This is a genomic window from Desulfarculaceae bacterium (assembly GCA_020444545.1).
GTDB lineage: Bacteria > Desulfobacterota > Desulfarculia > Desulfarculales > Desulfarculaceae > Desulfoferula.
This window is the reverse complement of record JAHLKT010000002.1, coordinates 137,223-163,480: the sequence shown is the minus strand read 5'-3', so window position 1 is coordinate 163,480 and position 26,258 is coordinate 137,223. Positions and strand designations below refer to the sequence as shown.

The window sequence follows — 26,258 nt, the reverse complement described above, 5'->3', positions numbered from 1 at the left end:
TACGCGCCGGCAGCACATGCTTTTGGCGTGCAAAAAAGTTAAGGAGGCTTCCTTGGGCGGCACATCCGAAACTCCCCCCACGGACGCACTGCGCTTGGACGACGAGGACATCTATGAGGCCATGCGCCAGGCAGGTGGTTATCTCGACATTACCCCCGGTGATTTCAAGCAGATATATAGCCTGGCCTTCCAACACGCTTGGGAACGCCTGGTCGGCGGACGCCGGGCGAGCGAGGTCATGACCAGGCCGGTGGTGTCCCTGAAGGCGGAGGACAGCCTGGCCCAGGTGGTACACGTCATGGCCCGTGAAGGGGTGGCTGGGGTCCCGGTGCTGGAGAACGGGTTTGCTGTAGGAATGATCTCCGAAAAGGACGTCCTAAAGCTGATGGGCGGCGAGGCCGGGCTGAGCTTCATGGCGGTGGTGGCCCGTTGCCTGTCCGGGGAAGCCTGCGGCGCCGTTCCCTTGCGCCGCCGCCTGGCCCGCGAGGTGATGAGCTCCCCGCTGGTCAAAGTGGGTCCCGAAACCGGCGTGGCCGAGATAGCGGCCCTCATGGCCCGCGAATCCGTCAACCGGATTCCGGTGGTGGACCAGGACGGTGGCTTGCTGGGAATAGTCACCCGCTCCGACCTGCTCCCCCGCTCCGGTGAGGGTGACCAAAGATGAGCTACTGGTCCAAGATGAAAAGCTCCACCCAGAGCCCTCCCGGAGTGGGCCTGGCCGAGATTCTTTGGTCCTGGCTGGGCTCTTTCCTGGGCATCGGGCTGGTTGCCCTGCTCAACTACCACTGGCTGGCCCCCACGGGGCTGGCGATGATTATCGGGTCCTTCGGAGCTTCGGCGGTGCTGATCTACGGTGCGATCAAAAGCCCTTTGGCCCAGCCGCGCAACCTGCTTGGCGGCCACGTGCTCTCCGCCGTGGTGGGGGTGGCCTGCGTACAGCTATTGGGCCCTCATTACTGGCTCACCGCCGCCTTGGCGGTGTCGTTGGCTATCGCCCTGATGCATGCCACCAAGACCCTGCACCCTCCCGGCGGAGCCACCGCCCTCATAGCGGTCATCGGCGGCCCCTCCATCCAAAACCTGGGCTGGCTCTACGTGCTTGTGCCCGTGGCGGCCGGGGCGGTGGTAATGCTGGGCGTTGCCCTGCTGGTCAACAACCTTTCGCCTCGACGCGCTTATCCGGAATTTTGGTGGTAAGCCGGAGACTTCATCGTCTTTGCAGGGTGGTCAGGCCTTCCTGGATGGCGATCTTGGTCAGGTCGGCCACGTTGCGCGCCTGGAGCTTTTCCATGATGTTGCGGCGGTGGGTGTAGACCGTCTTGACGCTCAGGGAGAGCATGTCCGCGATTTCTTCGGAGGTGCGGGCCTCGGCGATGAGCTGGAGCACCTCGCGCTCGCGGGGGGTGAGCACCTGGGAGACCGAGCCCTTTTCCTGGGCGCGGGGCTGGCGTATGCCCCCCAGCACCACCCCGGCGATGGCGGGCGACAAAAAAGTGCCGCCATTGTGCACCGTGCGGATGGAACTGACCACGTCTTCCAGGGGGCTGTCCTTGAGTAGATAGGCGCTGGCCCCGGCCTTGAGCATGCCCAGGACGTAGCGCTCCTCGTTGTGCATGGACAGGGCCACCACCTTGGTGGTGGGGCAATTGGCCAGGATGGCGCTGGTGGCCTCGATGCCGTTGAGGTTGGGCATGGAGATGTCCATGACCACCACGTCCGGGCACTCCTTCTCGGCCAGACGCACGGCAGCGCGGCCGTTGTCGGCCTCGGCCACCACCTCCATGTCCGGCTGCTCGGTGAGCAGGGTGTGGATGCCCAGGCGAAACAGGCTGTGATCATCGACAAGTAAAAGGCGAATTTTCAAAGCGCCCTCCTTTAAGCCGATTATACGGAACAATCCCCAAGATTCCACACAACTAAAGAACCGCATCCCGATTTGTCGCCCGCAGGGACGCGGCGCGGCCCCGCGCCATGGCCCTCCCCCGCCCTTGCCTCGCCGGGCCGGGTGCTCTCCTCGCTATTTCGACTGAAAAACGTTTAATCTTGCAACATGTCTCTCCCTAAGTGGCCCAGCTAAATTTATGTAAATATTCATTTACTTTATCTGGCATTTGCCCTACCATTTCGTTGCATACTGTAACGGTTGACCAAGAACCGCATCGAGACCAAATTAGGCTGATAAGCGAGGCAATTCAGCCCATTGTCCCCGAGCTTGAGAAATTTGGCACGAATCCTTCAGACAAAAGCCGCATGAGTTCCGCCAGCGGCGACATCCTGAGAGCCGGATTTATGCCAGGGGCCGCCCGGCGCGCCCCGGCCGGGGCCGGCCAAGCCATGCCGCGCGCGGGACAAGGGAACGCGATGAAACTGCTGCGCAACACCAAGAAGATCCGGGTGCGCCTTACCGTGGGCTTTGCCGCCGCCTTTTTGGGCATGGCCCTGTTCGGTGCGCTGAGCTACCACTATTTCGCGCGCATGGAGCAGCGCCTGCTGTTCCTCAGCCAAGCCGACAGCCTGGTGAACCAGGTCCTGGAAGCCCGGCGCTACGAGAAGAACTATTTCCTTTACCACCACGAAAAGGACTTCGAGCAAGCCCTGGCCTATTTGGGCCAGTACCAGGACCTCTTGAACGCCGAGAAGGAACACCTGGGCCAGGCCAACCAGCGAATTCTCTCCACCCTGCTGGATGAGTACCGCCGCCGCTTGGGCAAGGTGCACGAGCTTTTGGCCGGCGGGGGGCACTTGGCCGAGGGCCCGGCCCTGGCCCAGGCCGTGGGCCGCCTGCGCGAGGCGGGCAAGGAGCTCATCGACCGCTCCGAGACCATCGCCCACCAGGAACGCCACGGGCTGAGCACCCTGCTCCGGGAGTACAGCCCCCTGCTGGTGGGCTTCTTGGTGGTGCTGGCCGCCATCGGCGCGGTATTGGCCCACGTGCTCATCGTGCGCCTGATCAAGCCCTTGCAGACCATCGAGGAGGCCACCGGGGTGGTGGCCCAGGGCCAGTACCAGACCATTCCCTGGGCCGGGGGCGGCGACGAGATCCACAGCCTGGTGCAGGGCTTCAACCGCATGGTCAGCCAGCTTAGGCACAACAACGAGCAGGTGGTGCAGACCGAGAAGCTCACCGCCCTGGGCACCCTGACCAGCGGCGTGGCCCACGAGCTGAACAACCCCCTGAACAACATCTCCACCTCCTGCCAGATTCTCTTGGAAGAGCTGGACCAGGAGGCCAGCCCCTACCACCGCGAACTGCTGGCGGCCATTGACCAGCAGGTGAGCAAGGCGCGGGACATCGTGGGATCGCTCCTGGAGTTCGCCCGCCAGCGGGAGTTCGAGCTCAACCCCGAGGACCTGCGCGCCGTGGTGGAGGAGGCCCGCAAGCTGATCCGGGGCGAGATACCCGCCGGGGTGGAGGTCCGCCTGGAGGTGCCTGGCGGCATCCGGCTGGAGATGGACAAGGCCCACATGGTGCAGGCCCTCTTGAATCTGATCATGAACGCCATCCAGGCCATGGGCGAGCGGGGCATCGTAACCATCCGGGGCCGCCGCGAGCTGGCCCAGGGACAGGTGGTCTTGGAGGTGGAGGACACCGGCCCGGGGATCGCGCCCGAGGTGCTCTCGCGCATCTTCGACCCCTTCTTCACCACCAAGGACGTGGGGCGCGGCACCGGCCTGGGGCTGTCCATCACCTACGGCATCGTGGAGCGCCACGAGGGGCACATAACCGCCGAGAGCCCGGCGGGCAAGGGCGCCCTGTTCCGCCTGACCCTGCCCCTGGCGCCGGAGGGGAGGTAGACCATGTCCGCCAAGCCTCATCTGCTCATCGTGGAAGACGATCCGGTGGCCCGCCGCAACCTCCAACACGTGTTGGAAAAGGATGGCGAGTACAAGGTGGTGGCCGCCTCCGGGGGCCAGGAGGCCCTGGAGCTTTTGTCGGTGCGCTCTTTTGAGCTGGTGCTCACCGATCTGCGCATGGAAAAGGTCGACGGCATGGAGGTGCTGGCCGAGGTCAAGCAGAACCACCCGGACACCGAGGTGATCATGCTCACCGCCTTCGCCTCGGTGGACTCGGCCATCGAGGCCATGAAGCGCGGCGCCTTCCACTACATCGCCAAGCCCTACAAGATCGGCGAGGTGCGGGCCCAGGTGGCCAACGCCCTGGACAAGGCGCGGCTAAAAAAGGAGATCAAGCAGCTCAAGCAGGAGGCCTCGGCCCGCGACGGGGTGGGCTCCATCGTGGGCAAACACCCCCGCATCCAGCAGCTCATCCGCACCGTGGCCCAGATCGCGCCCACGGACTGCAACGTGCTGATCATGGGCGAGACCGGCACCGGCAAGGAGCTCTTCGCCCGGGCCCTGCACCAGGCCAGCTTTAGGGCCGAGCGCCGCTTCGTGGCCTTCAACTGCGCGGCCTTTGCCGAACAGCTTCTGGTCAGCGAACTTTTCGGCCACGAGAAAGGCTCCTTCACCGGGGCCATGGCCACCAAGCCCGGCCTGTTCGAGGCGGCCGACGGGGGCACCGTGTTCCTGGACGAGATCGGCGACATGCCCATGGCCATGCAGGTGAAGCTGCTACGGGTCATCCAGGAGAAGGTCGTCACCCGGGTGGGGGGCACCGAGCCCATTCCGGTGGACGTGCGCATCGTGGCCGCCACCAACCAGGACCTCAAGCACCTGGTGGAGCAAGGCCAGTTCCGCTCCGATCTTTTCTACCGCCTCAACGTGGTGTGCCTGGAGCTGCCCCCCCTCAGGGAGCACCCGGACGACATACCGCTATTGGCCAATCACTTTTTGCACAAGCACGCGGGCAAGCAGGGCAAGGACATCACCGAGATCCCCCGGGAGATGATGGAGGCGCTCATTGCCCACCGCTTCCCGGGCAATGTGCGCGAATTGGAAAACCTCATCGAGCGGGGGGTGACCCTGGGAGGCGACAGCCTCGACCTGGCCGACCTGCCCGAGGAGGTGAAGAGCGCCGCCCAGGATGCCGGGCAGCGGGAGGCCTCGCGGCCGCCCACCCTGGAGGAGCGGGAGCGCGAGTACATAAAGCAGGTTCTAAACCAGACCGGGGGCAACAAGACCCGCTCGGCCGAAATCCTCGGCATAGACCGGGTGTCCCTGTGGCGCAAGATCAAGAAGTTCGGCTTGGAGGATTAGCAATGACCATCCAGACCAATGGAGAGCGGACGAAATGCTGAGTCGCATATTCCCTTTCCTGGGCTGGTTCAAAGGGTATTCCGGAGCTGCCTTCCGGGTGGACCTGCTGGCCGGGATCACCGTGGCCCTGGTGCTCATACCCCAGTCCATGGCCTATGCCCAGTTGGCCGGCCTGCCGGCCTACTACGGCCTTTACGCCGCTTTCCTGCCCCCCATGATCGCGGCCATGTTCGGCTCGTCCATGCAGCTGGCCACCGGGCCGGTGGCCATCGTCTCACTGATGACCGCCGCCTCGCTGGAGCCCCTGGCCACCGCGGGCAGCGAAGCCTTCATCGCCTACGCGGTGCTCTTGGCCCTCATCGTGGGCGCCTTCCAGTTCGCCCTGGGTGTGCTGCGTTTGGGCTTGGTGGTGAACTTTTTGTCCCACCCGGTGGTCAACGGCTTCACCAACGCGGCGGCCATCATCATCGCCTCCAGCCAGCTCTCCAAGATGTTCGGGGTCTACGTTGACAAGGCCCCTCATCATTACGAGACGATCTGGCGGGTGCTGGAGGGCGCGCTGCACTACACCCACTGGCCCACCCTTGCCATGGGGGTGGGGGCCTTCATCATCATGTGGGGCCTCAAGCGGATCAACCCCAAGATCCCCTACGTCCTGGTGGCGGTGGCGGTGACCACCCTCATCTCCTGGGCCATCGGCTTCCAGCACGACGCCAAGGTGCCCCTGGATGCCATCCAGTCGGCCAAGGTGCGGGCCCAGATCGTGGCCTACAACCAGGAGGTGGAGCGCATCAACAACCTGGGCCAGGAGCGGGCCGACATCAACGTAGCGGCCCGCAAGGCGGCCGACAACCAAGGCGCGGAATCCTTGGAGGTGATGAAGCTGCACCAGCAGGCCAGCATGGACACGGCCAAGATAGAGCTGGAAAAGGGCAAGGCCCACCTGCTGCGCGAGGACCTGCGCTCCTACATCTTCGTGGGCGAGGAAGGCCCGGACGGCCGGATGCGCTTCTGGCCCGAGGGCAAAGTGCCCCAGGGGGTCAAGGGCGACGGCCGGGTGTGGCGGGTCATGGTGGGCAACCGGGGCCTGGACCTGGCCAGCCTGCGCATGGCCGGCGGCGGGGCGGTGGTGGCCGACATCCCGCCCGGCCTGCCCACCCTCAGCGCGCCCACCATGGACTGGGGCATCATCCTCCAGCTGTTCCCCTACGCGGTCATCATCTCCCTGTTGGGCTTCATGGAGGCCATCTCCATCGCCAAGGCCATGGCCGCCAAGACCGGCCAGCGCCTGGACCCCAACCAGGAGCTTATCGGCCAGGGCCTGGCCAACATGATCGGCTGCCTGGGCAAGAGCTATCCGGTATCGGGGTCGTTCTCGCGCTCGGCGGTGAACTTGCAGGCTGGCGCGGTAACCGGCCTGTCCAGCGTGGTCACCGGCCTGATGGTGGTGATAGTGCTTTTGTTTTTCACGCCGTTGTTGTACCACTTGCCTCAGGCGGTGTTGGCGGCGGTAATCATGATGGCCGTGGTGGGTCTTATCAACGTGAGCGGTTTTGTGCACGCCTGGAAGGCCCAATGGTACGATGGAGCCATAAGCATCATCACCTTCGTGGGCACCCTGATCTTCGCCCCCCATTTGGACAAGGGCATCATGATCGGGGTGGTGCTTTCGCTCTTGGTGTTCCTCTATAAGAGCATGCGTCCCCGGGTGGCCAAGCTGTCCATGCACGAAGACTGCTCCCTGCGCGACGCGGAGCACTTCAGCCTGGCCGAGTGCGAGCACATCGCCGTGGTTCGTTTCGACGGTCCCTTGTTCTTCGCCAACGCCAGCTTCCTGGAGGACCAGATCAACGAGCGCATCCGCGAAATGCCCAAGCTCAAGCACATCCTGGTGGTGGCCAACGGCATCAACGACATCGACGCCTCGGGCGAGGACACCCTGTCGCTGTTGGTGGACCAGGTGCGTAGCGCTGGCTACGACATCAGCTTCAGCCACCTCAAGGAAAACGTGCTGGAAGCCATGAAGCGGACCCACCTGCTGGCCAAGATCGGGGAGGATCACGTCTATCCCCTGGCCTCGGTGGCTCTGGGGGCCATCCACGAGTCAGCCCACCTGGGCTCCGACGAGGAAACCTGTCCCCTGATGACCGTGTGCCCCCTAGAGGAAGTGCACGTCTTGGGAGGTGATTAGTAATGAGTGTGGTCAACCTATTCAGCGGTGTCTTCTGCTTCGCCGAGGAGGTGGTGCACGGCCTCTCCTCGCGGCTCGAATATCCCGTCATGCGCGACGAGGACCTCATCAGCCAGGTGGCCGAGACCAGCGGCATCAAGGCCGGGGCCCTGCGGCGGGCCATGTTCGGCAAGCCATCCATCTTCAACCAGTTCAGCAACGAAAAGGAGCGGGCGGTCAGCCGGCTCAAGCTGGGCATGGCCGAGCTTTTGGCCCAGGAGGAGCTTATCTACCTGGGCTACGCCTCCCATCTGGTGCCGCGCTCCATCACCCACGTGTTGGACGTGTGCCTCATCGCCGAGGCCAAGGGCCGCGCGGTCCGCGGGGCCCGCGAGCTGGGCCTGAGCGAGAAGGACGCCCTGGCCCGCATCCACCGCGAGGACGAGGCGGCCATCCGCTGGGTGGAGTATCTGCGCGGCCGCGAGGCCTGGGACCCCAAGCTCTACGACATGCGCATCGGCATGGACCAGGTAGGCGAGACCGAGGCGGTCAACCAGATCTGCGACAACGTCGACAGCGTCATCCTGGCCCCCAACGCGGCTTCGCGTCAGGAGGTCAAGGACTTCCTCCTGGGCGCCCAGGTGGAGGCGGCCCTGGCCGACAAGGGCCACAACCCCCACGACCTCAAGGTGGAGGCCAAGGACGGCCAGGTGGGCATCGCCATCAACAAGAAGGTGATGATGCTGGGCCGCCTCAGCGAGGAGCTGGAGGAGCTGGTCAAGACCGTGCCCGGCGTGTCCTCGGTGCAGGTGGCCCCGGGTCCGGCCTACTACCAGGCGGACATCTACCGCCAGGCCGACTTCAAGCTGCCCTCCAAGGTGCTCTTGGTGGACGACGAGCGCGAGTTCGTGGAAACGCTCTCCGAGCGCCTGATGCTGCGCGAGATCGGCTCGGCGGTGGTCTACGACGGCACCGAGGCCCTGAAGATGGCCGCCGAGGAGGAGCCCGAGGTCATCGTCCTGGACCTGAAGATGCCGGGCATCGACGGCGTGGAGGTGCTCAAGCGCCTCAAGACCGATCACCCCGAGATGGAGGTGATCATCCTCACCGGCCACGGCAGCGCCCGCGACCGCGAGCTGTGCTTGCAGATCGGGGCCTTCGCCTACCTGGAGAAGCCGGTGGACATCGACCAGCTCTCCGAAGTCATGCAGCAGGCCTATGACAAGATAAGGTCCGCGCAGGGATGATAATGGGCCTCTGGCAAAAAATTAAGCCGGCCTTCTGGGACCGGCGCGAGTCCGAGCTGGAGTCGCTGAACTACCGGCGTTTGTGGCGCAACACCTTCGGACTGGGCCTGCTGGCCACCCTATTGCCCGTGATCCTGCTCTCCTGGGTCAACTTCTATCAGTTCGACCAGCAGTACGAGCTGCAGAGCAACCAGATCAGAGGCCACATCCAGCGGCTGTTGTCCACCGGCCAGGTGCAGATCAGCTACTTCCTGGACGAGCGCCGCGCCGCCCTCACCTACGTCAGCCTGGGCTACACCTTTGAGGAGCTTTCGGACTTGAAGCACCTGGGCGCGGTGTTCCTGCGCCTGCGGCGGGCCTTCGGCGGCTTCGTGGATCTGGGGCTCATCGACCAGGATGGCATCCAGCGGGCCTACATGGGGCCCTACAACCTGCAAGGCCGCGCTTATAAGGATCAGGACTGGTACAAGGAGGTGCAACTCAGGGGCATCTACGTCAGCGACGTGTTCCTGGGCCACCGCAACTTCCCCCACTTCGTGATCGCGGTGCGCCACGAGCGCGAGGGTGAAAAGCCCTACGTGCTCCGGGCCACCATCGACACCGGCCGCCTGAACAACCTCTTGCGCGCGGCCGAGTTGCAGCCCTCGGGCGACTTGTTCCTGGTCAACCAACAGGGCGTGTTGCAGACGCCCTCCCAGCTCTACGGCGGGGTGCTGGCCCGCTTCCCCCTGTTGCCCTCCTCGCCCCAGGATTGGCACGGCATCGTGGAGGGCAAGGACCTCTCTGGGCATCCCCTGCTCATGGGCATGGCCCGCATCGAGAACACCCCGCTGACCCTGGTGCTGGTCAACCAGCCCAAGGTGCTCCTTCACAAGTGGGGTCAGCTGCGCATCAACGTGATCGTGATGATCGCGGTGAGCGTGCTGGCCATTTTGGTGGTGCTCTGGTGGGGCACCTCCACCCTTGTCTCCCGGGTCTTTGAGGCCGACCTCAGGCGCGTGGGCCTGCTGCACGAGGCCGAGTACACCAACAAGCTGGCCTCCATCGGCCGCCTGGCCGCGGGGGTGGCCCACGAGATCAACAACCCGGTGGCCATCATCAACGAAAAGGTGGGCCTGATGAGCGACCTTTTGGCCGTGTCCACCGACTTCGGCCATAAGGAAAAGTTCTTAAAGCTGACCCAGGCCATCCAGGGCTCGGTCAAGCGGGTGAGCGAGATCACCCACCGCCTGCTGGGCTTCGCCCGCCACCTGCCCCTCAAGTACGAGCAGATTCATTTGCAGGCGCTGGTCAAGGAGGTGCTGGGCTTCTTGGGCAAGGAGGCCGAGTACCGCAACATCGACGTGAAGGTGAACATCCCGCCCGAGGTGCCCACCCTCAGGGCGGACAAGGGACAGCTGCAGCAGGTGCTGCTCAACATCATCAACAACGCCATGGCCGCCATGGACGACGGCGGCGGCCTGGACATCTCGGTGAGCCTGCCCAGCGATGAAACCATAGCCATAGCCATCAGCGACGACGGCGTGGGCATACCCAAGGAAAACCTTAACAGCATCTTCGAGCCCTTCTTTTCGACCCGGGGCGAAAAAGGCACCGGCCTGGGTCTGTCCATCACCTACGGCATAGTTCAGAAAATGGGCGGACACATCGACGTGCATAGCGAGCCGGGGCAGGGAACCACCTTCACCGTGGTGCTGCCGCGCTAGATTTGAGGCCGAGCCGGCCCGATAAGGGCGGAGGAAAGAATGCGGGTCTTACTGATAGACGACGAGAAAGAGCTGGTAACCACCCTCTCCGAGCGATTGGAGCTCAGGGGTATCGACAACGACTGGGCCACCTCGGGCGAGGCCGGCCTGGAGCTGGCCAGGAAGCAGGCCTACGACTGCGTGGTGGTGGACCTTAAGATGCCCGGCCTGGGCGGTCTGGACACCATCCGCGCCATCCGGCAGGAACAGCCCGACACCCGGGTGATCATCCTCACCGGCCACAGCGCGGGCGAGGAGATGGAAGGAGCCCAGGACCTGGGCACCTACCGCTACCTGGTCAAGCCGGTGGACATCGAGGACCTGCTCAACCTTATGCAGGACTAAAGCGCCGCCCCCGCGCGGCGGCCCGGTTATGAGGCCGAGGCCTACTCTGGAGGATTTACGATGAGCGGCCCCCAAGAGCACGCAACCCCGCCTCACAAGAACAAACCCACTCCGGCCGAGGTGCTGGCCATATTGGCCGAGGGCAACCGCCGTTTCTGGCAGGACCGGCCCATCCACCCCAACACCGGCCCGGAACGCCTGGAGGCCGCCCACCAAGGCGACCAGGCCCATCACGCCCTGGCCACCGTGCTCTCCTGCTCCGACTCGCGGGTGCCGGTGGAGCGTCTTTTCGACGCGGGCATCATGGAACTGTTCGTGGTGCGGGTGGCGGGCAACATCGTCACCCCGGTGACCGCCGCCTCCCTGGAGTACGGCGCATTGCACGTGCACACCCCCCTGGTGGTGGTGCTGGGGCACACCGGCTGCGGGGCGGTTACCGCCGCCTGGAACCGCCGCCAAAGAGGCGGGGACGGAATCGAGCCCAACATCGCCGGGCTGCTGGACTACATCGACCCCGCCCTGGAGCGGGTGCCCCCGGCCCCGGCCGGCGACCCGGGCCACGGCCAGGTGGACGCGGCGGTGGAGGAGAACATCTGGCAGGCCCTGGGCGACCTGGGCCGCCTGAGTCCCCTGGTGCGCTCGGCCTGCGCCGAGGGGAGCATAGCCGCGGTGGGCGCGGTGTACAACCTGGAGTACGGCCAGGTGCGCTGGCTGGATCAGCGCAAGGCCGCCGAGGTGGTGGCCGGCCGCCGTTAGGCTCCGGCCAGGCCGGGTGGTTTTTTTAAAGGAGGGACCCATGGCCCAACCAAGAGTGCTCATCGTCGATGACGAGCGGGAGTTTCTGGAGAGCATGGGGGAGCGCCTGCGCAACCGGGACTTCCTGGTGGACACCGCCGACAACGGGGCGGACGCTCTGGAAAAGATTCAAGGCAATATTTACGACGCCATCGTGTTGGACCTGATGATGCCGGGCATCGACGGCATGGCCACCCTGAAGCAGGCCCTGGCCAAGAAGACGGACCTGCAAATCATCCTGCTGACCGGCCACGCCACCCTGGAGACCGGGGTGGAGGCCATCAAGCTGGGCGCCCTGGACTTCATGGAAAAGCCGGCCGACCTGGACCTGTTGGCCGCCAAGATCCGCGAGGGGCAGAGCCGCCGCCTGGAGTTGGACGCGGCCACCCGCGAGGATGCGGTGCGCGAGGCGCTCAAGAAGTACGGCTGGTAGCTCGGCGGCCGGAGGCCCGCGGAGCAAACCCGCCGCGCCGGGCCTTGCATGGCTCCGGGCCGGGGCCATGGGGCAGGCTTGGCCGGCAAACCCCTTTTCATCGATCCGGTTGCGCGCCGGGGGCTCTCTTGCGGGCCCGGGCGCCCTCCCCTCACCTCACCCCCCACGCATGGGTTAGAATGGCCGCACCGGAGGGCCACAAGCCGCCCTCCGGCCCCACCCCGGCCAAGGAGGCGGCGGCATGGCTGAGAGCAAGGCGAGCCTGAAACTGAACCTGATCTACGGCCTGGTGGTCTTGGTGCCCACCGCGCTCATCGCCTTTTTGGTGGCGCAGGTGGTGGGCGCGTTGGGCAAGCTGACCAAGCTCCTGGGCCTGCAATCCATGGGCATGACCCTCCTGGCCGCCCTGCTGGCCGTGATTGCCCTGGTGGTGGCCTGCTACCTCATCGGCGCGGCGGTGCGCACCCGCATCGGCACCTGGTCCTTTGACAAGCTCGACGCCAAGCTCTTCCGCCAGATACCCGGCTACCAGCTCATCAAGAACCTGCTCACCGGCTTCGCCGAGACGCGCACCGCCTACCCCGCCGCCCTGGTGCGCCTGCACGACTCCGGAGCCGAGGTTCCCGGCCTGGTCATGGACCGCCTGCCCGGAGGCCGCAGCACGGTGTTTGTACCCATGGCCCCCATGGTCAGCCTGGGGCACATCTATGTGGTGGACGACGAGCGCCTGACCATGCTCAAGGCCAACGCCCTGGACCTGGTGGGCTGCGTGTCGCAGTGGGGGGTGGATGCCGCCAAGGTGCTGACCCCGGCCGATGCAGCCCCTCCCAAGACCGAGCCCTAGGCGCTTCGCTCAGGCCTGCAACACCTTCTTCATTTCCAGACCGTACTTTTTCATGCGGTTGTAGACCGTGACCCGGTTGACCCCCAAGAGGGCGGCCGCCTGGGTCTGGTTGCCGCCCGTCTGCTTGAGGGCCGCCACCAGGGCGTCCTTTTCCGACAGGCCGGCCGGGGATGCTTGCGGGAGCGCTTGCGGCCCGGCGGGCATGATCGGGGCCGGGCGGGCCTCCAGCACCTGGGGCGGCAGGTGGTCCGGCTCGATCAGGCCGCTCTCGGCCACCACGAAGGCATACTCCAGGGCGCCCTTGAGCTCGCGCACGTTGCCCGGCCAGCGATAGGCCATGAAGCTGTCCATGGCCTCGCGGCTGAGCCCGGTTATCTCCTTGCCGGTCTTGGCGCTGAAGCGCTGGATGAAGGTGTTGACCAGGGCGGGCACGTCGCTGATGCGTTCGCGCAGGGGCGGCAGGTGGATGGGGATCACATTGATGCGGAAGTAGAGGTCCTCGCGGAAGGCCCCGGAGGACAGCAGCTGCTGGAGGTTGCGGTTGGTGGCGGTGATCACCCGCACGTCCACCGAGATGGGCTGGTGGTCTCCCACCCGCTCGAACTGCTTGGTCTCCAGCACGCGCAGCAGCTTGACCTGGGTGCTCAGGGGGATGTCGCCGATCTCGTCCAGGAATATGTCGCCTCCGTTGGCCGCCTCGAAGCGGCCGATGCGGTGGCGGTAGGCCCCGGTGAAGGCCCCCTTGGTGTGGCCGAAGAGCTCGCTCTCCAACAGCGACTCGTTGAGCGCGGCGCAGGAAAGCTGCACATAGGGCATCTCCCGGCGGTTGCCGGTCTGGTGGATGGCCCGGGCCACCAGCTCTTTGCCGGTGCCGCTCTCGCCGTAGATGATCACCGGCGCGTCGCTGGCCGCCGCCTTTTGAATCACCTGAAACACTTTTTGCATGGCCGGCGAGGAGCCCACGATGCCGCGGAAGCCGTCCACCGTGCCTAGCTGGGCCGAGAGCTGGGCCACCTCCTGGTCCAGGCGATCCAGCTCCGAGATGTCGGTGAGGGTCTCCACCGCGCCCAGGGGGATGCCGTTCTCGTCGTGCAGCACCGAGGCGTTTTTCAAAACCGGGACGTAGGAGCCGTCCTTCTTGCGGTAGTTGCAGCGGCAGCGTTTCATGCCCCCGTGGGCCGGGTCGAACAGGGCGCACCACCACACCTGGCCCTGGCCATGCTTGATGGCCAGCTCGCAGGCATCGCAAGAGAGCAAGGTGCAGGGCTGTCCGATCACCTCCTCGGCCTGGTAGCCGGTGAGCGATTCGAAGGCCTGGTTGATCATCACGATGGCCCCGTCCGGGGCGATGACGATCAACCCGTCGTTCATGGTGTTGATGATGCTCTCGAGCTGACGGTTTATCTCATGGGCGCGCATAGTTCGCATTTTCTCCAGAGCTGGCTGTCAAACCTGTTCGCAACAGGTGTTTAAGATTTTATCACTAATTTTTACATATGCATAAGACATTTAATCAATTGTAAAACCCACCCCGCCAATGTTTAACACCGCAATATGGTTTATTTGCCATTCTATTTCAATTGCTTGTCAACAAAGCCTTCCCGCGGGATCAATTCTTACAAATTGGGCATACATATTGCGAGTATGCGTTGCAACTTGCAGCAAAGGAGGGGCGATGGGCCCACATCATGAAGTCGACCTCAACGGCGTGGTCGCCCCTTTGTGCCTGCTGCAGATGAAGAGCGCCCTAAACCGCCTGAACCCAGGCGAGCGGCTCCGGGTAATGGTGCATGACGAAGGTCTCATCGGGATGATCGGCCAGATAGTGTCGCGCTCGTCCGATTGCATCGTGGAGCAGCGGCCTTCGGACGACGGCATCAGCCTGATCATACAAAAGGGTAAACGCGAAACCTAGAACCGAGCTTAGGACTGGTTGGCGTAATGGAAATAAACCGTAGAAGCTTTTTCAAGATCGCCGGGGCCACCGCCGCCCTGCCCCTGGCCACGGCCGGCAAGGCCTCGGCCAAGGCCAAGAAGGCCCCCCCGGAAGGCCAGGTGGGTTGCCTGGTGGACACCACCCTGTGCGTGGGCTGCCGCAAGTGCGAGCAGGCCTGCAACCAGCGCAACCACCTGCCCCAGCCCAAGCAGTCCTTCGAGGAGATGGCTGTCCTGGAGAGCCTGCGGCGCATGGACGACACCAGCTTCACGGTGGTCAACAAGTACTACCCCAACAACATCGGCACCCTCACCTGGCGGCAGCGGCCCACCTACGTGAAGTTCCAGTGTATGCACTGCGCCGACCCCTCCTGCGTGTCGGCCTGCATCGTGGGGGCGCTGAGCAAGGCCCCCAACGGCGCGGTGGTCTACGACGTGGACAAATGCATCGGCTGCCGCTACTGCATGATCGCCTGTCCCTTCCAGGTGCCGGCCTATGAGTACGACAAGGCCCTGACTCCCCAGGTGCGCAAGTGCACCTTCTGCTTCGACCAGGTGAAAGACGGCGGCCTGCCCGCCTGCGCCCAGGTCTGCCCCCGCGAGGTGATCACCTTCGGGCCCCGGGAGAAGCTTTTGGATCTGGCCCGCTGGAAGATGAAGAACAACCCCGGCAAATATCATGAGCGCATCTTCGGGGAGCACGAGGTGGGCGGCACCTCCTGGCTCTATCTGGCCTCCGAGCCTTTCGAGAACATCGGCTTCCCCAAGCTGAGCCCCACGCCCCCTCCCCGGCTCACCGAATCCATCCAGCACGCCATCACCAGCTACCTGGCCGTGCCCCTGGGCCTCTACGGAGTCCTGGGCGGCATCATGTGGCTCTCGGGCTATCTGAAAAAGAGCCAGGAGGCCGAGATGGGCCATCACGACGACGACCAGAAGGAGGCGGGCCATGAGTAAGCACGAAGCCGCGGCCCCGGTGGAAGAAAAATTCCTCAGCCCCGGGGTGATGGTGCTCCTGGCCCTCATGGCCATCGGCGGGGCCTTCATCGCCGCCCGTTTTTTGTTCGGCATCGGCAAGGTGTCCAACCTCAACAACCAGTTCCCCTGGGGCATCTGGATCGCGGTGGATGTGGCCACCGGCGTGGCCTTGGCCGCGGGCGGTTTTACCACCGGCCTGATCGCCTATGTGTTCAACCGCGACCAGTACCACGCGGTGATCCGCCCGGCCCTGCTCACCGCCATGCTGGGCTACACCTTCGTGGTGCTGGGCCTCTTGGTGGACATCGGGCGCTACTGGAACATCACCAGCCCCATCTTCAACCACAACCCCAACTCGGTGCTCTTCGAAGTGGCCATGTGCGTGATGATCTATCTGCACGTGCTCTACATAGAGTTCCTGCCCATCGTGGTGGAGCGTTTCAAGGGCCGGGTGAACCTGACCCTGAAGAAGCACAACTGGCTGCTGGTGTTCCTGGGGGACATGCTCGAATCGGTGCTGGAGTTTTTGGACCGCATCCTGGGCAAGGTGATGTTCCTGTTCATCATCGCGGGCATCGTGCTCTCCTGTCTGCACCAGTCCAGCCTGGGCACCCTGATGCTCATCGCGCCCTCCAAGGTGCATCCCCTGTGGTACACCCCGATCCTGCCGCTGTTGTTTTTGCTCTCGGCCTTCGCGGCCGGCTACCCCATGGTGGCCTTCGAGTCGCTCCTGGTGGCCAAGAGCTTCAACCGCCAGCCCGAGATGGAGGTGCTCACCCCCCTGGCCCGCTTTATGCCCGTGCTCATGGGCATCTACCTGGCCTTCAAGATCGGCGACATGCTCTGGCGGGGAACCTACGTGTATCTGCTGGAGGGCTCCTACCAGTCCAATTCCTTTATCGTGGAGATGCTCTTCGGGGTGATCCTGCCTTTCACCCTGCTCTTGTTCGACAAGGTGCGGCGCTCGCCGGGCTGGCTGTTTTTCGCCTCGGCCCTGTTCGTCCTGGGCATCATGCTCAACCGCATCAACGTGTTCCTGGTGGCCTACAACCCGCCCTACAAGCTGACCTCCTACTTCCCGGCCGTGGGCGAGATATTCATCACCGCCGGACTTATCGCCACCCTGATGTTCCTCTACCGGGTGTGCGTGTTCATCTTCCCGGTGCTGGGAGCCCATCCCAAGAAGCTCTCCCCGGTGGTGCTCAGCGCCCTGGCCCTGGCCGTGCTTCTGGGCCTGAGCGCCGCGCCCGATACGGCCATCGCCGCCGAGACCGCGGCCAAGCGCCCCCTGGAGACCAAGGCCCAGCCCTTCCCCGCGCCCAAGGACACGGTGCGCCTGTTCATGCTGGACAGCCCGGTGATCAAGGAGCATTCCGACTTCTACGAGCCGGTGCGCTTCATGCACGGCAAGCACGCCGGGGTGCTGGGCGACTGCACCATCTGCCACCACCGCCAGCCGCGCGAAAAGGGCGACACCTACGGCGCGCCGGTGCGCATGGCCGAGCTGCAAGCCAAGGGCATCAAGCCGGTGTCCTGCAAGGAGTGCCACGGCGCCCCTTTTAACCCCAAGCAGCTGAACACGCCCGGCCTCAAGGGCGCCTATCATCAGCTGTGCATGGACTGCCACAAGGAGTCCGAGCAGACCCCGCACGCCCGCGGGCCCATCATCTACAGCTCTATGGTGCGCGGGGCCAAGGTGCGCCCCCTGGAGACTCGCGCCCCCACCGATTGCCTGGCTTGCCACGCCAAAAAGGTGCCCGACCACCACGCCCTGGTGAAGCTGGACAAGGGAGTCACCCCGCATGAGGTGACCCAAAACTGTCTGAGCTGCCACAAGGAGGCGGGAAAGGCCATCCTGCACACCTCCCACTGGAACTGGCAGGGGCCCTCGCCCTACACCGTAGGCAACGAGAAGCGGGTGGACCTGGGCAAGCGCCACAACACCATCAACAACTTCTGCATCAACCTCTCAGGCAACTGGGCGCGCTGCACCTCCTGCCACATCGGTTATGGCTGGAAGGACGCCAACTTCGACTTCAAGAACCCGGCCAACATCGACTGCCTGGTTTGCCATGACACCACCGGCGATTACCGCAAGAACCCCAAGGGCGCGGGCATGCCCTTCAAGGACGTGGACCTGGCCCGGGTTGCCAAAAACGTGGGGCGGCCCAGCCGCAACACCTGCGGCATGAACTGCCACTTCGTGGGCGGCGGGGGCGACGCGGTCAAGCACGGCGACATGAGCTCGGCCATGGCCAAGCCCGACAAGAACCACGACGTGCACATGGGCCTGACCGGCGGAGGCATGAACTTCCGCTGCCAGGACTGCCACAAGACCCGCAACCACCTCATCTCCGGGCGCAGCATCTCGGTGCCCGCGGTGGAGGGCGACCTGACCTGCGAGCAGTGCCACACCGACCGGCCCCACATCGGGCGGCCCTATCTGGACTACCACCTGAACCAGCACACCAAGCACGTGGCCTGCCAGACCTGTCACGTGCCGGTCTACTCCAAGGGCAACCCCACCAAGGTGTCCTGGGACTGGTCCACCGCCGGGAAGAACAAGAAGGGCAAGAAAGACGCCCTGGGCATGCCCACCTATGCCAAGAAGAAGGGCAGCTTCACCTGGGCCCAAGGGGTGAAGCCCGCCTATCGTTGGTACAACGGCACGGTCAAGCGGCACCTTTTGGGCGACCGCGTCAACGACAACGGCGTCACCGAACTGACCTCGCCGGTGGGCCGCATATCCGACCCGGCCAGCCGCATCTATCCCTTCAAGATCCACCAGGGCAAGCAGATCGCCGACGCGGTGCACCGCTACCTCATCGCGCCCAAGCTCTTCGGCGGCTTTTGGAAGCACTGGGACTGGAACAAGGCCGCAGCCGAGGGCATGAAGCAGGCCGGCCTGCCCTACTCCGGCAAGTACACCTTCGTGCCCACGGCCATGTACTGGGGCCTGACCCACGAGGTGGCTCCCAAGGAGCAGTCGCTCTCCTGCGCCGACTGCCACCGGACCCTGGCCAAGGCCCCCTACTGCGGCTCCTGCCATCAGAACAAGGCCGGAGCTGACTTCAAGAAGCTGGCCGGAGCGGGCGCGGGCCCGCACGGCGGCAAGGGCAACTACGTGGACTTCAAGGCCCTGGGCTACAAGGGCGATCCGGCCAAGGACGGCGGCCGCTTCCGCAACCTGCCCTTGCAGGCGAAGGGGGGCAAGTAATGAGCATCACCAAGAAGACCGGCATGACCCGCCGCCGTTGGCTCCAGCTCAGCGGGGCGGCCTCGGCCGCGGCCCTGGCCAGCAGTGGCGGCGCCTGGCGGGCCCTGGCCGGCGACCAGAAACCCGCCCCCCCGGCCCTGGAGAAGAAGTTCTCGGCCTGCGACATGTGCTTCAACAAGTGCGGGCTCATCGCGCGGGTGGAAAAAGGGGTGGTCACCAAGCTGGACCCCAACCCGCGCTACCTCAAGTCCCGGGGCATGCTCTGCGCCCGGGGCAACGCTGGGGTGATGCAGCTCTACGACCCGGACCGCCTCAAGTACCCCCTCTTGCGCGCGGGCGCGCGGGGCGAGGGCAAATGGCGGCGCATCAGCTGGGACGAGGCGCTGGACCTGGCCGCCGCCAAGCTCAAGGCCATCGGCGAGCAGTACACCCGCTGCGGTACGGTGTTCATGGCCGGCACGGACACCCAGAGCACCTTTGTGCACCGCTTCGCCGAGGTCTACGGCTCCTACAACGTGATCTCCCACGAGTCCAACTGCCTGCTCAGCCGCAACCGGGCCTATCTGGACACCTACGGCGTGGTGCCCATCCCGGACACGCTCAACTGCAAATACCTCGTCATGCCCGGGGCCAACCGCTTCGAGGCCCTGGTCACGCCGGACAGCATCGACATGGTCACCGCCTTGCAAGGCGGGGCCAAGCTGGTGGTGCTGGACCCGCGCTACACCAAGACCGCGGCCCTGGCCACCGAGTGGCACGCCATCCGGCCGGGCTCGGACATGGCCTTTTTCCTGGCCGTGGCCCACGTGCTCATCAAAGAGGGCCTCTATGACAAGGAGTTCGTGGCCAAGCGGACCCACGGCTTCAAGCGGCTGGCCGCGCATGTGCGGCAGTACACCCCCGAGTGGGCCGCGGGCGAGACCGACATCGCGGCCAAGGACATAACCCGCATCGCCCGTGAACTGGCCGCGGCCGCCCCGGCGGCCATGGTCTATCCTGGCCGCCGCTCCAGCGACTATGTGGACTCCACCCAGATCCGGCGCTCCATGGCCATTGTCAACGCCCTGTTGGGCAACTGGGACCAGGCCGGCGGCCTGACCCTGCCCCACAAGATCAAGACCGGCTCCATCCCCTATGAGGCGCCCTTTTACGATTCCAACCCCGAGGACCGGGTGGACGCGGGCCGGGCCAAGATGATGTTCCCCGAGGAGGGCTCGTTCAAGTACACCCGCGACGCGGTGATCGAGGGCAAGCCCTACCCGGTGAAATGCTTCTTCTCCTACAAGACCAACCCCATGCAGACCGGGGCCAACCGGGCCAAGACTGTTGAGATGATCTCCAAGCTGGACTTCATGATCAGCGTGGACATCGCCATGAGCGACACCGCCTGGATGGCCGATCTGGTCTTGCCCGCCCCCACCTACCTGGAGCGCGAGGACCCGGTCTCCTCCTTCCAGGGCTCCTCGGCCTGCTCGGGCATGGTCATGCGCGACCCGGTGGTGCCGCCCATGTACGAGACCCGCTCGGTCTTCTGGATCATGAAGGAGCTGGCCGGCCGCCTGGGCCTGGGGGAGTATTTCGACTTCACCATCGCCGACTTCCGCGCGGCCCAGCTGAAAAAGCTGCCCCAGGTGGACGCCGCCCTCAAGAACGAGGGCGTGTACAACGAGGTGGTGACCACCCACGGGGTGCATCAGAACAAGCCTTTCCGCACCCGCTCCACCAAGGTCGAGCTATACAACGACCGCTACAAGGAAAACGGGGTGGACCCGCTGCCGGTGTACCGTTCCCGCCCCGAGGTGCCCCAGGACCGCTTCCGCATGGTGGTGGGGCGCAACGCCTACATCTCGCAAAGCTCCAGCACCAACAACGCCCTGCTCTGCCAGCTGGAGGACGAGAACAGCCTGTGGATCGCGCCCTGCCGCGCCAAGCGCCTGGGCATCGCGCCCGGCGACACGGTGCGGGTGAGCAGCCCGGCCGGGGCGGTCCGGCTCAAGGCGCGGGTGACCCAGGAGATACGGCCGGACACGGTGTACATGGACACCGGCTTCGGGCCGCTGTCCACCTGGCTGAAAAACATCTACGGCAAGGGGGCCTGCCTCAGCGCGGTGCTCACCGACGAGGCCGACGAGGTCTCGGGCAACATGGCCATGCATGAAACCCTGGTCACCGTGGAAAAGGTGCAAAGCTGATGAGCGCGCAAAAAGCCCAACGCCTGGCCATCGTGGTCGACACCCAGAAATGCTTTGACTGCAAGGCCTGCATGATCGCCTGCAAGGTGGAGAACCAGGTGCCGGACGGCCATTGGCGCAACTGGGTGAAACACACCGGAGGCCTGGAGGGCAAGCGCACCCAGTTCCAGCCCGGCCAGTGCATGCAGTGCAGTCAGCCCTCCTGCGTGGCCGCCTGCCCGGTGGGGGCCACCTATCAGCTGCAAAACGGAGTGGTGGTCATTGACCCCAAGAAGTGCATCGGCTGCGCCAACTGCGTGAGCGCCTGCCCTTACGGCGCGCGCTTTCGCAACGCCAAGACCCGGGTGGCCGACAAATGCGACTTTTGCCTGCACCGGCTGGAGCGGGGCGAGCTGCCTGCCTGCGTGGAGACCTGCCCCACCAAGGCGCGGGTCTTCGGCGATCTGAACGACCCGGCCAGCCCGGTGAGCCAACTCATGGCCACTCGCAAGCTGGTAACCGTGGACTCGCCCCAGGTCCACACCCAGCCCAACATCTATTACACCCAGGGCACGCTGATGCTCGACTGGGCGGTGACCCCCACCCTGCCCGGCGGCATGCACATGCCCCCCGAGTTCTGGAAGGTCGGCTAACTCCCCCGATTGGGAGCAGCCCCTTCCCGCAACCAAATCCACGGAGGCAATGATGATAAAGACCGTATTCTCCCTGGCCCTGGCCGCGCTGCTCTTGCTGGCCAGCATGGGGCCGGCCCTTTCCGAGGGCAACTGGCGCAAGGGCAAGTACCTCTACCGCAAGAACTGCCGCACCTGCCATACGGCCAACGGCCCGGCCAAGGACCTGAGCCCGGCCACCTACAAGCAGGCCAAGTGGGCCGAGCTGTTCAACCAGAACAAGATTCCCTGCAAGCCCAAGTGGCCCAAGATGAGCGAGTCGAACCTGACCGACATCTACGCCTATCTGCACGGCCACGCGGCGGACTCGCCCAGCCCGGCCAAGTGCAAATAGCGTCCCCGGTTTGTATAAGCGTTAGGAGGCTAACCGTGAACTCGATCAAAAAGGGAGCGGCCCTGGTGCTGGCCGCCCTGCTGGTGCTGGCTATCGCCTTGCCGGTGATGGCCGGCGAGGCCCCGGCTTTTAAGCAATTCCCCAACATAGTCGACGCCGCCATGGTCAAGGACGTGGTGGACGGCAAGGTCAAGGGCGTGGTCATCGACGCCCGGCCCTACAAGAAGAAATACGCCAAGGGCCACATCCCCGGCGCTCTGAGCATGCCCACCAGCCAGTTCGACAAGCTGGCCGCGAGCAAGCTGCCCAAGGACAAGGCCATGCTGGTGGTGTTCTACTGCGGCGGCCTCAAGTGCGCCCTGAGCCACAAGGCGGCCTTCAAGGCCCAGGCCCTGGGCTACAACAACCTGGCGGTCTACGCCAAGGGCTATCCGGACTGGAAAAAGGCCTATGGCCCCGGCCCCAGCGGCCCGGAGGCCACCGCCGCCCCGGCCTTCAAGCCGTTCCCGGTGCTGGTGGAGGCGGCCGAGGTCAAGGACGTGGTCACCGGCAAGACCCTGGGCCTGGTCATCGACTCGCGGCCCCATAAAAAGAAGTACGCCAAGGGCCACATCCCCGGCGCGCTGAGCATGCCCACCAGCCAATTCGCCAAGATGAAAGGCCTGCTGCCCGCTGATAAAAACGCCCTGGTCATCTTCTACTGCGGCGGGCTGCACTGCGCCCTGAGCCACAAGGCGGCCTTCAAGGCCCAGGCCTTGGGCTACAAGAACCTAAAGGTCTATGCCAAGGGCTACCCGGACTGGAAAAAGACCTACGGCGCGGGCGTGGCCATGGCCGCCGCTCCGGCCAAGGCCAAGGCGGCCCCTCAGCGCTCGCTCAAGGCGGGCAAGGAGGAAGGCAGCCTGGACCTGGTGGCCTTCGAGGAGATCTATAAAACCAAGCCCCAGAGCATCTACCTGGTGGATGTGCGCGACCCCCACGAGTACAAGGCCGGCCACTTCAAGGGCTCGGTGAACATCCCCACCGACAACCTGGAAAAGAAGCTGGGCTCCCTGCCCGCCGACAAGCCGGTGGTGTTCATTTGCTCCACCGGAGCGCGCAGCGGCGAGGCCTATTACATGCTGCAAGACAAGCGGCCCGAACTGACCGAGGTCTACTACCTCGACGGCGAGATCACCTTTGACGGCAAGGGCGGATACAAGATCACGCCACCCAAGTAAACCCACCTAATCTGGCCCGTAGCCAACGCGGCCCGGCTTCCCCTGGGGAGGCCGGGCCGTTTCTATTGGGTTGATGAGACCGGCGGAGCCTAGCGGCTCCAGGAGTCCGGGTCCACCAGGCCGCTGGCGATAGCGTACTTGACCAGGCCGATGAGGTCGTGGCGGCCCAGCTTGCTCATGATGCGGGAGCGGTGGTTGTCCACCGTCTTGGGACTCAGGAACAGCTTGTCCGCGATCTGCTTGTTGGTGTTGCCCTCCACGATGAGCCGAAGCACCTGGCGCTCGCGGTCGCTCAGGCGCTCGGCCTGCTCGCTGCTTTCCGGGGCGGCCTCGGGCACGGCCAAAAACTCGTCCACAATGTGCCCGGCCACGGGAGAGTCCAGATAGCACTCGCCCTTGATCACCGCGTCCACCGCGGCCAGGAGCTTCTCCCCGGCCGAGTCCTTGAGCACATAGCCCCGGGCCCCGGCCTTGAGCGCCTCGGAGATGAAGGTCTTGCGCGAGTGCACGCTGAGGATCACCACCCGGGTCTCGGGGCGCAGGGCCACGATCTCGCGGGTGGCCTCGATGCCGGTGAGCTCGGGCATGGTGATGTCCATGATCACCACCTCGGGAGCCAGCTTCTTGACCAGGGCCACCGCCTCCAGGCCGTCGCCGGCCTCGCCCACCACCTCCAGGGCGGGGTTGGCCGCCAGGACCTGCTTGATGCCCTGGCGGAAGATGGCGTGGTCGTCGCAGATTATGGCGCGAATCTTGTCAGGCATGAGCCTCCTCCAAAGGCACCTCGACCACCAGGCGGGTCCCCTGGGGCGACGAAGTCAGCTCCAGGTGCCCACCCAGCAGGTTCATACGCTCGCGTATGCCCAGCAGGCCCAGGCTGCGCCCGGCCCCGCCGTCTTCCAGGACCGCCTCCACGTCGAAGCCGCGACCCCGGTCGCTAACCGCCATCCTGATGAGGTTGCCCTCCATGGCTAGCTCCACCTTGGCCCAGCCGGAGCGCGAGTGGCGCACCACGTTGTTGAGCGCCTCTTGCAGACAGCGGTAAATGGACAGGCTGACCTCGGGCGCCAGGTCCAGGGGCACTTCCTGGATTTCGGTCTCCACCTGCAACAGGCCCGCCTCGCTGAGCGCCTCGCAGAGGTCGCGGGCCGCCGCGGCCAGGCCAAAGCTGTCCAAGATGGCCGGACGAAGATTGTAGGCCAGGGCGCGCACCCGGTCCATAACCTTTTGGGTCAGGCGGATCAGGCGATCCATCTCCGGGCCGCCCCCCCGCCGGGCGGCCTCGCCTTGCAGGCCGATCTTCAGGGCCGAGAGGAGCTGGCCCATCTCGTCATGCAGGTCCTGGGCCAGGCGCTTGCGCTCGTCCTCCTGGGCCCCGATGAGCCGCCGGGAGAGCTCGCGCACCTGGCGCTCGGCCAGCACCTGCTGGGTCACGTCGCGGGCCACTCCCCGGCGACCCACCAGGTGGCCCTGGGGATCGAATACCCCGCGCGAGTGCACCGAAAGCCAGCGGGTCTGGCCGTCCTTGGTCACGTGCCGCAGGGCCATCATGTTCATCTTCTCGCCGCGCTCGGCCCGGAGGCGCTCCTCGTCGAACTTGTCCAGGTCGTCGCTCAAGACGAATTCGCGGCGCAGGCGGCCCACCATCTCGCGGGGCTCGTAGCCCAGCAGCCGGGTCACCGCCCGGTTGACCAGGGTCAGCTTGCCCTCGGCGTCCACCTCGTAGATCATGTCCGGCAAGTCGCGGAACAGGGTGCGCAGGCGGTCGTTGGCCAGGCGCAGCTCGGCGGTGCGCTTGGCCACCTCGCTCTCCAGGCGGCGCGCCTCCTGGTCGGTGCGCTCCAAAACCGTCTGCTGGGCGCGGTACAAGGACAACAGCAGCAGGGTGCCGAAGGTGATGCCCGCGGCCAAAAGGGCCAGGAACAAATACACCTGGCGCGACAGGGCCAAGGCCTGGGCCATGGCCTGCTCATAGGGCTGGGCCACCACCAGCACCCAGCCCAGGCCGCTGACCGCCGAGGCGGAGACGAAGGCCTCGCCGCCCCAGGCCATGGCGGCCATGCGCGACAAGGGGCCGGGCCGGCTGCCCAGCTCGCGGCGCAGCTCCTCGGCCAGGCGGGCCAGGCGCGCGGAGGCCTGGGGGCCGGAGGCCAAAAGCCCGCCCTGGTTGTCGAACAGATAGTAGGAACGCCCCGGCCGGGCCGAGAGGTGGGACAGGAAGTTGCGCCAGGGCTCGTTGGTCTGGCGCACGGCCAAATAGCCGAGCACGCTGCCCCGGGGACCGGGGATGGGCACCCCCAGGGTGACCAGCAGGCGGCCGTCGCTGGTCTTTTGGGCTCCCGAGACCCAGGGTTGGTCCGGAGCGCGGGCCTCGCCCATCGGCAGCACCAGGTCGGGCGATCCCTTGACCCGCGCCGCCGGGGCCTCCATGAGGATGCGGCCGTGGGGGTCGGTGACCAGGGCGGTGCGCAACTCCTCATACTGCCCGGCCAGGGAATTGAGGTAGGCCCTCAGCTCAGGGGCCTCGCCGCTGGTGAGCAGGCGGCCAAAGGAAGGCCGCGAGGCCACCGCCGCCAGCCGGGTGAACAGGCTGTGCTGGTGGTCGGCGATGAACAGCACGCCCAGGGAGGCCTGGGCCCGGTCGGCGGCCAGGTTCTCCTCCTCGGCCTGCTGCACCACCGAGTGCAGGACGAACAGACTGTAGGCCGCGATGAGGCCGAACAGCAGCATGGAAGCCACCACCACCACCACGGCGGCGGTCTTGAAGGAGGCGCGTTGGGGTAAGAGCTTGGCCATGGCCTACACTCTATATCGGGCGATGGGGTTTAGCCAAGCGTTGTGCGCGGCCTCCCGGGCCGCTCCGAGGGACGGCCTCGAAAGGCTCGCCAACCCCCTATCGGCTGCGCTCATCATTGGCACCTCCACGGTTGCCCTGGGCCCACCGGGAGGTTGATTTAGCCCTGGGGCCGGGTCAC

Annotated in this window: 22 protein-coding genes; 18 read left to right on the top strand and 4 right to left on the bottom strand. The window is 65.3% G+C overall.

What is annotated here, in order from left to right:
• Positions 1 to 52 precede the first annotated feature (52 nt).
• Entirely contained in the window at positions 53 to 664 is a 612-nt protein-coding gene (locus KQH53_05230) for a CBS domain-containing protein (GenBank protein ID MCB2226062.1), read from the top strand.
• A complete protein-coding gene (locus KQH53_05225) occupies positions 661 to 1,197 on the top strand; it encodes an HPP family protein (GenBank protein ID MCB2226061.1) in 537 nt (178 codons plus the stop codon). The genes KQH53_05230 and KQH53_05225 overlap by 4 nt, the downstream gene beginning before the upstream one ends.
• Positions 1,198 to 1,207: 10 nt before the next feature.
• On the opposite strand, the gene KQH53_05220 is transcribed toward KQH53_05225, so the two are convergent.
• A complete protein-coding gene (locus KQH53_05220) occupies positions 1,208 to 1,864 on the bottom strand; it encodes a response regulator transcription factor (protein ID MCB2226060.1) in 657 nt (218 codons plus the stop codon).
• A gap of 497 nt (positions 1,865 to 2,361) precedes the next feature.
• On the opposite strand from KQH53_05220, the gene KQH53_05215 reads away from it, so the two are divergent.
• The 9 genes from KQH53_05215 to KQH53_05175 all read left to right on the top strand — a co-directional run bounded on the left by KQH53_05215 (position 2,362) and on the right by KQH53_05175 (position 12,736).
• Entirely contained in the window at positions 2,362 to 3,795 is a 1,434-nt protein-coding gene (locus tag KQH53_05215; GenBank protein MCB2226059.1) for a HAMP domain-containing protein, read from the top strand.
• A 3-nt stretch (positions 3,796 to 3,798) separates the two neighbouring features.
• Positions 3,799 to 5,157, top strand: coding sequence for a sigma-54 dependent transcriptional regulator (locus KQH53_05210; protein MCB2226058.1), 1,359 nt, complete (start codon positions 3,799 to 3,801; stop codon positions 5,155 to 5,157).
• A gap of 34 nt (positions 5,158 to 5,191) precedes the next feature.
• Entirely contained in the window at positions 5,192 to 7,348 is a 2,157-nt protein-coding gene (locus KQH53_05205) for a SulP family inorganic anion transporter (protein ID MCB2226057.1), read from the top strand.
• Between the two features lie 2 nt (positions 7,349 to 7,350).
• Positions 7,351 to 8,574, top strand: a complete 1,224-nt coding sequence (locus KQH53_05200) for a response regulator (GenBank protein ID MCB2226056.1) — start codon at positions 7,351 to 7,353, stop codon at positions 8,572 to 8,574.
• Positions 8,575 to 8,576: 2 nt separating this feature from the next.
• Complete coding sequence (locus tag KQH53_05195; GenBank protein ID MCB2226055.1) at positions 8,577 to 10,280, top strand: hypothetical protein; 1,704 nt, start codon at positions 8,577 to 8,579, stop codon at positions 10,278 to 10,280.
• A 39-nt stretch (positions 10,281 to 10,319) separates the two neighbouring features.
• Positions 10,320 to 10,664 (top strand): response regulator, encoded by a 345-nt coding sequence (locus tag KQH53_05190; GenBank protein ID MCB2226054.1) that lies wholly within the window; start codon positions 10,320 to 10,322, stop codon positions 10,662 to 10,664.
• A 60-nt stretch (positions 10,665 to 10,724) separates the two neighbouring features.
• A complete protein-coding gene (locus KQH53_05185) occupies positions 10,725 to 11,420 on the top strand; it encodes a carbonic anhydrase (protein ID MCB2226053.1) in 696 nt (231 codons plus the stop codon).
• Between the two features lie 40 nt (positions 11,421 to 11,460).
• Positions 11,461 to 11,892, top strand: a complete 432-nt coding sequence (locus KQH53_05180; protein ID MCB2226052.1) for a response regulator — start codon at positions 11,461 to 11,463, stop codon at positions 11,890 to 11,892.
• A 241-nt stretch (positions 11,893 to 12,133) separates the two neighbouring features.
• On the top strand, positions 12,134 to 12,736 hold the full coding sequence (locus KQH53_05175; protein MCB2226051.1) for a DUF502 domain-containing protein: 603 nt from the start codon (positions 12,134 to 12,136) through the stop codon (positions 12,734 to 12,736).
• Positions 12,737 to 12,745: 9 nt separating this feature from the next.
• Here the strand turns inward: KQH53_05175 and KQH53_05170 are convergent, their stop codons facing one another.
• Positions 12,746 to 14,164 (bottom strand): sigma 54-interacting transcriptional regulator, encoded by a 1,419-nt coding sequence (locus tag KQH53_05170; protein MCB2226050.1) that lies wholly within the window; start codon positions 14,162 to 14,164, stop codon positions 12,746 to 12,748.
• Between the two features lie 247 nt (positions 14,165 to 14,411).
• On the opposite strand from KQH53_05170, the gene KQH53_05165 reads away from it, so the two are divergent.
• Genes KQH53_05165 through KQH53_05135 form a run of 7 tightly spaced genes read left to right on the top strand, consistent with a single transcriptional unit; the run spans position 14,412 to position 23,283 of the window.
• Entirely contained in the window at positions 14,412 to 14,651 is a 240-nt protein-coding gene (locus tag KQH53_05165) for a sulfurtransferase TusA family protein (GenBank protein ID MCB2226049.1), read from the top strand.
• A gap of 26 nt (positions 14,652 to 14,677) precedes the next feature.
• Complete coding sequence (locus KQH53_05160; GenBank protein ID MCB2226048.1) at positions 14,678 to 15,628, top strand: 4Fe-4S dicluster domain-containing protein; 951 nt, start codon at positions 14,678 to 14,680, stop codon at positions 15,626 to 15,628.
• A complete protein-coding gene (gene hybB, locus KQH53_05155) occupies positions 15,621 to 18,866 on the top strand; it encodes a Ni/Fe-hydrogenase cytochrome b subunit (GenBank protein MCB2226047.1) in 3,246 nt (1,081 codons plus the stop codon). Before KQH53_05160 ends, hybB begins: the two co-directional genes overlap by 8 nt.
• Positions 18,866 to 21,058, top strand: coding sequence for a molybdopterin-dependent oxidoreductase (locus KQH53_05150; protein ID MCB2226046.1), 2,193 nt, complete (start codon positions 18,866 to 18,868; stop codon positions 21,056 to 21,058). The genes hybB and KQH53_05150 overlap by 1 nt, the downstream gene beginning before the upstream one ends.
• Positions 21,058 to 21,690, top strand: coding sequence for a 4Fe-4S dicluster domain-containing protein (locus KQH53_05145; protein ID MCB2226045.1), 633 nt, complete (start codon positions 21,058 to 21,060; stop codon positions 21,688 to 21,690). Before KQH53_05150 ends, KQH53_05145 begins: the two co-directional genes overlap by 1 nt.
• A 52-nt stretch (positions 21,691 to 21,742) precedes the next feature.
• A complete protein-coding gene (locus KQH53_05140) occupies positions 21,743 to 22,063 on the top strand; it encodes a cytochrome c (protein MCB2226044.1) in 321 nt (106 codons plus the stop codon).
• Positions 22,064 to 22,098: 35 nt separating this feature from the next.
• Positions 22,099 to 23,283, top strand: a complete 1,185-nt coding sequence (locus KQH53_05135; protein ID MCB2226043.1) for a hypothetical protein — start codon at positions 22,099 to 22,101, stop codon at positions 23,281 to 23,283.
• An 89-nt stretch (positions 23,284 to 23,372) separates the two neighbouring features.
• Here the strand turns inward: KQH53_05135 and KQH53_05130 are convergent, their stop codons facing one another.
• Both KQH53_05130 and KQH53_05125 read right to left on the bottom strand, forming a co-directional pair.
• Complete coding sequence (locus KQH53_05130) at positions 23,373 to 24,047, bottom strand: response regulator transcription factor (protein MCB2226042.1); 675 nt, start codon at positions 24,045 to 24,047, stop codon at positions 23,373 to 23,375.
• Positions 24,040 to 26,079 (bottom strand): PAS domain S-box protein, encoded by a 2,040-nt coding sequence (locus KQH53_05125; GenBank protein ID MCB2226041.1) that lies wholly within the window; start codon positions 26,077 to 26,079, stop codon positions 24,040 to 24,042. Before KQH53_05125 ends, KQH53_05130 begins: the two co-directional genes overlap by 8 nt.
• Positions 26,080 to 26,258 lie beyond the last annotated feature (179 nt).

Bases quoted from the DNA above. Each gene is read 5' to 3' on its own strand.
- KQH53_05125 (MCB2226041.1), bottom strand. From the start codon at position 26,079: ATGGCCAAGCTCTTACCCCAACGCGCCTCCTTCAAGACCGCCGCCGTG.
- KQH53_05170 (MCB2226050.1), bottom strand. From the start codon at position 14,164: ATGCGAACTATGCGCGCCCATGAGATAAACCGTCAGCTCGAGAGCATC.
- KQH53_05195 (MCB2226055.1), top strand. From the start codon at position 8,577: ATGGGCCTCTGGCAAAAAATTAAGCCGGCCTTCTGGGACCGGCGCGAG.
- KQH53_05180 (MCB2226052.1), top strand. From the start codon at position 11,461: ATGGCCCAACCAAGAGTGCTCATCGTCGATGACGAGCGGGAGTTTCTG.
- KQH53_05210 (MCB2226058.1), top strand. From the start codon at position 3,799: ATGTCCGCCAAGCCTCATCTGCTCATCGTGGAAGACGATCCGGTGGCC.
- KQH53_05160 (MCB2226048.1), top strand. From the start codon at position 14,678: ATGGAAATAAACCGTAGAAGCTTTTTCAAGATCGCCGGGGCCACCGCC.
- KQH53_05185 (MCB2226053.1), top strand. From the start codon at position 10,725: ATGAGCGGCCCCCAAGAGCACGCAACCCCGCCTCACAAGAACAAACCC.
- KQH53_05150 (MCB2226046.1), top strand. From the start codon at position 18,866: ATGAGCATCACCAAGAAGACCGGCATGACCCGCCGCCGTTGGCTCCAG.
- KQH53_05145 (MCB2226045.1), top strand. From the start codon at position 21,058: ATGAGCGCGCAAAAAGCCCAACGCCTGGCCATCGTGGTCGACACCCAG.
- KQH53_05215 (MCB2226059.1), top strand. From the start codon at position 2,362: ATGAAACTGCTGCGCAACACCAAGAAGATCCGGGTGCGCCTTACCGTG.
- KQH53_05140 (MCB2226044.1), top strand. From the start codon at position 21,743: ATGATAAAGACCGTATTCTCCCTGGCCCTGGCCGCGCTGCTCTTGCTG.
- KQH53_05225 (MCB2226061.1), top strand. From the start codon at position 661: ATGAGCTACTGGTCCAAGATGAAAAGCTCCACCCAGAGCCCTCCCGGA.
- KQH53_05190 (MCB2226054.1), top strand. From the start codon at position 10,320: ATGCGGGTCTTACTGATAGACGACGAGAAAGAGCTGGTAACCACCCTC.
- KQH53_05175 (MCB2226051.1), top strand. From the start codon at position 12,134: ATGGCTGAGAGCAAGGCGAGCCTGAAACTGAACCTGATCTACGGCCTG.
- KQH53_05200 (MCB2226056.1), top strand. From the start codon at position 7,351: ATGAGTGTGGTCAACCTATTCAGCGGTGTCTTCTGCTTCGCCGAGGAG.
- hybB (MCB2226047.1), top strand. From the start codon at position 15,621: ATGAGTAAGCACGAAGCCGCGGCCCCGGTGGAAGAAAAATTCCTCAGC.
- KQH53_05130 (MCB2226042.1), bottom strand. From the start codon at position 24,047: ATGCCTGACAAGATTCGCGCCATAATCTGCGACGACCACGCCATCTTC.
- KQH53_05205 (MCB2226057.1), top strand. From the start codon at position 5,192: ATGCTGAGTCGCATATTCCCTTTCCTGGGCTGGTTCAAAGGGTATTCC.
- KQH53_05165 (MCB2226049.1), top strand. From the start codon at position 14,412: ATGGGCCCACATCATGAAGTCGACCTCAACGGCGTGGTCGCCCCTTTG.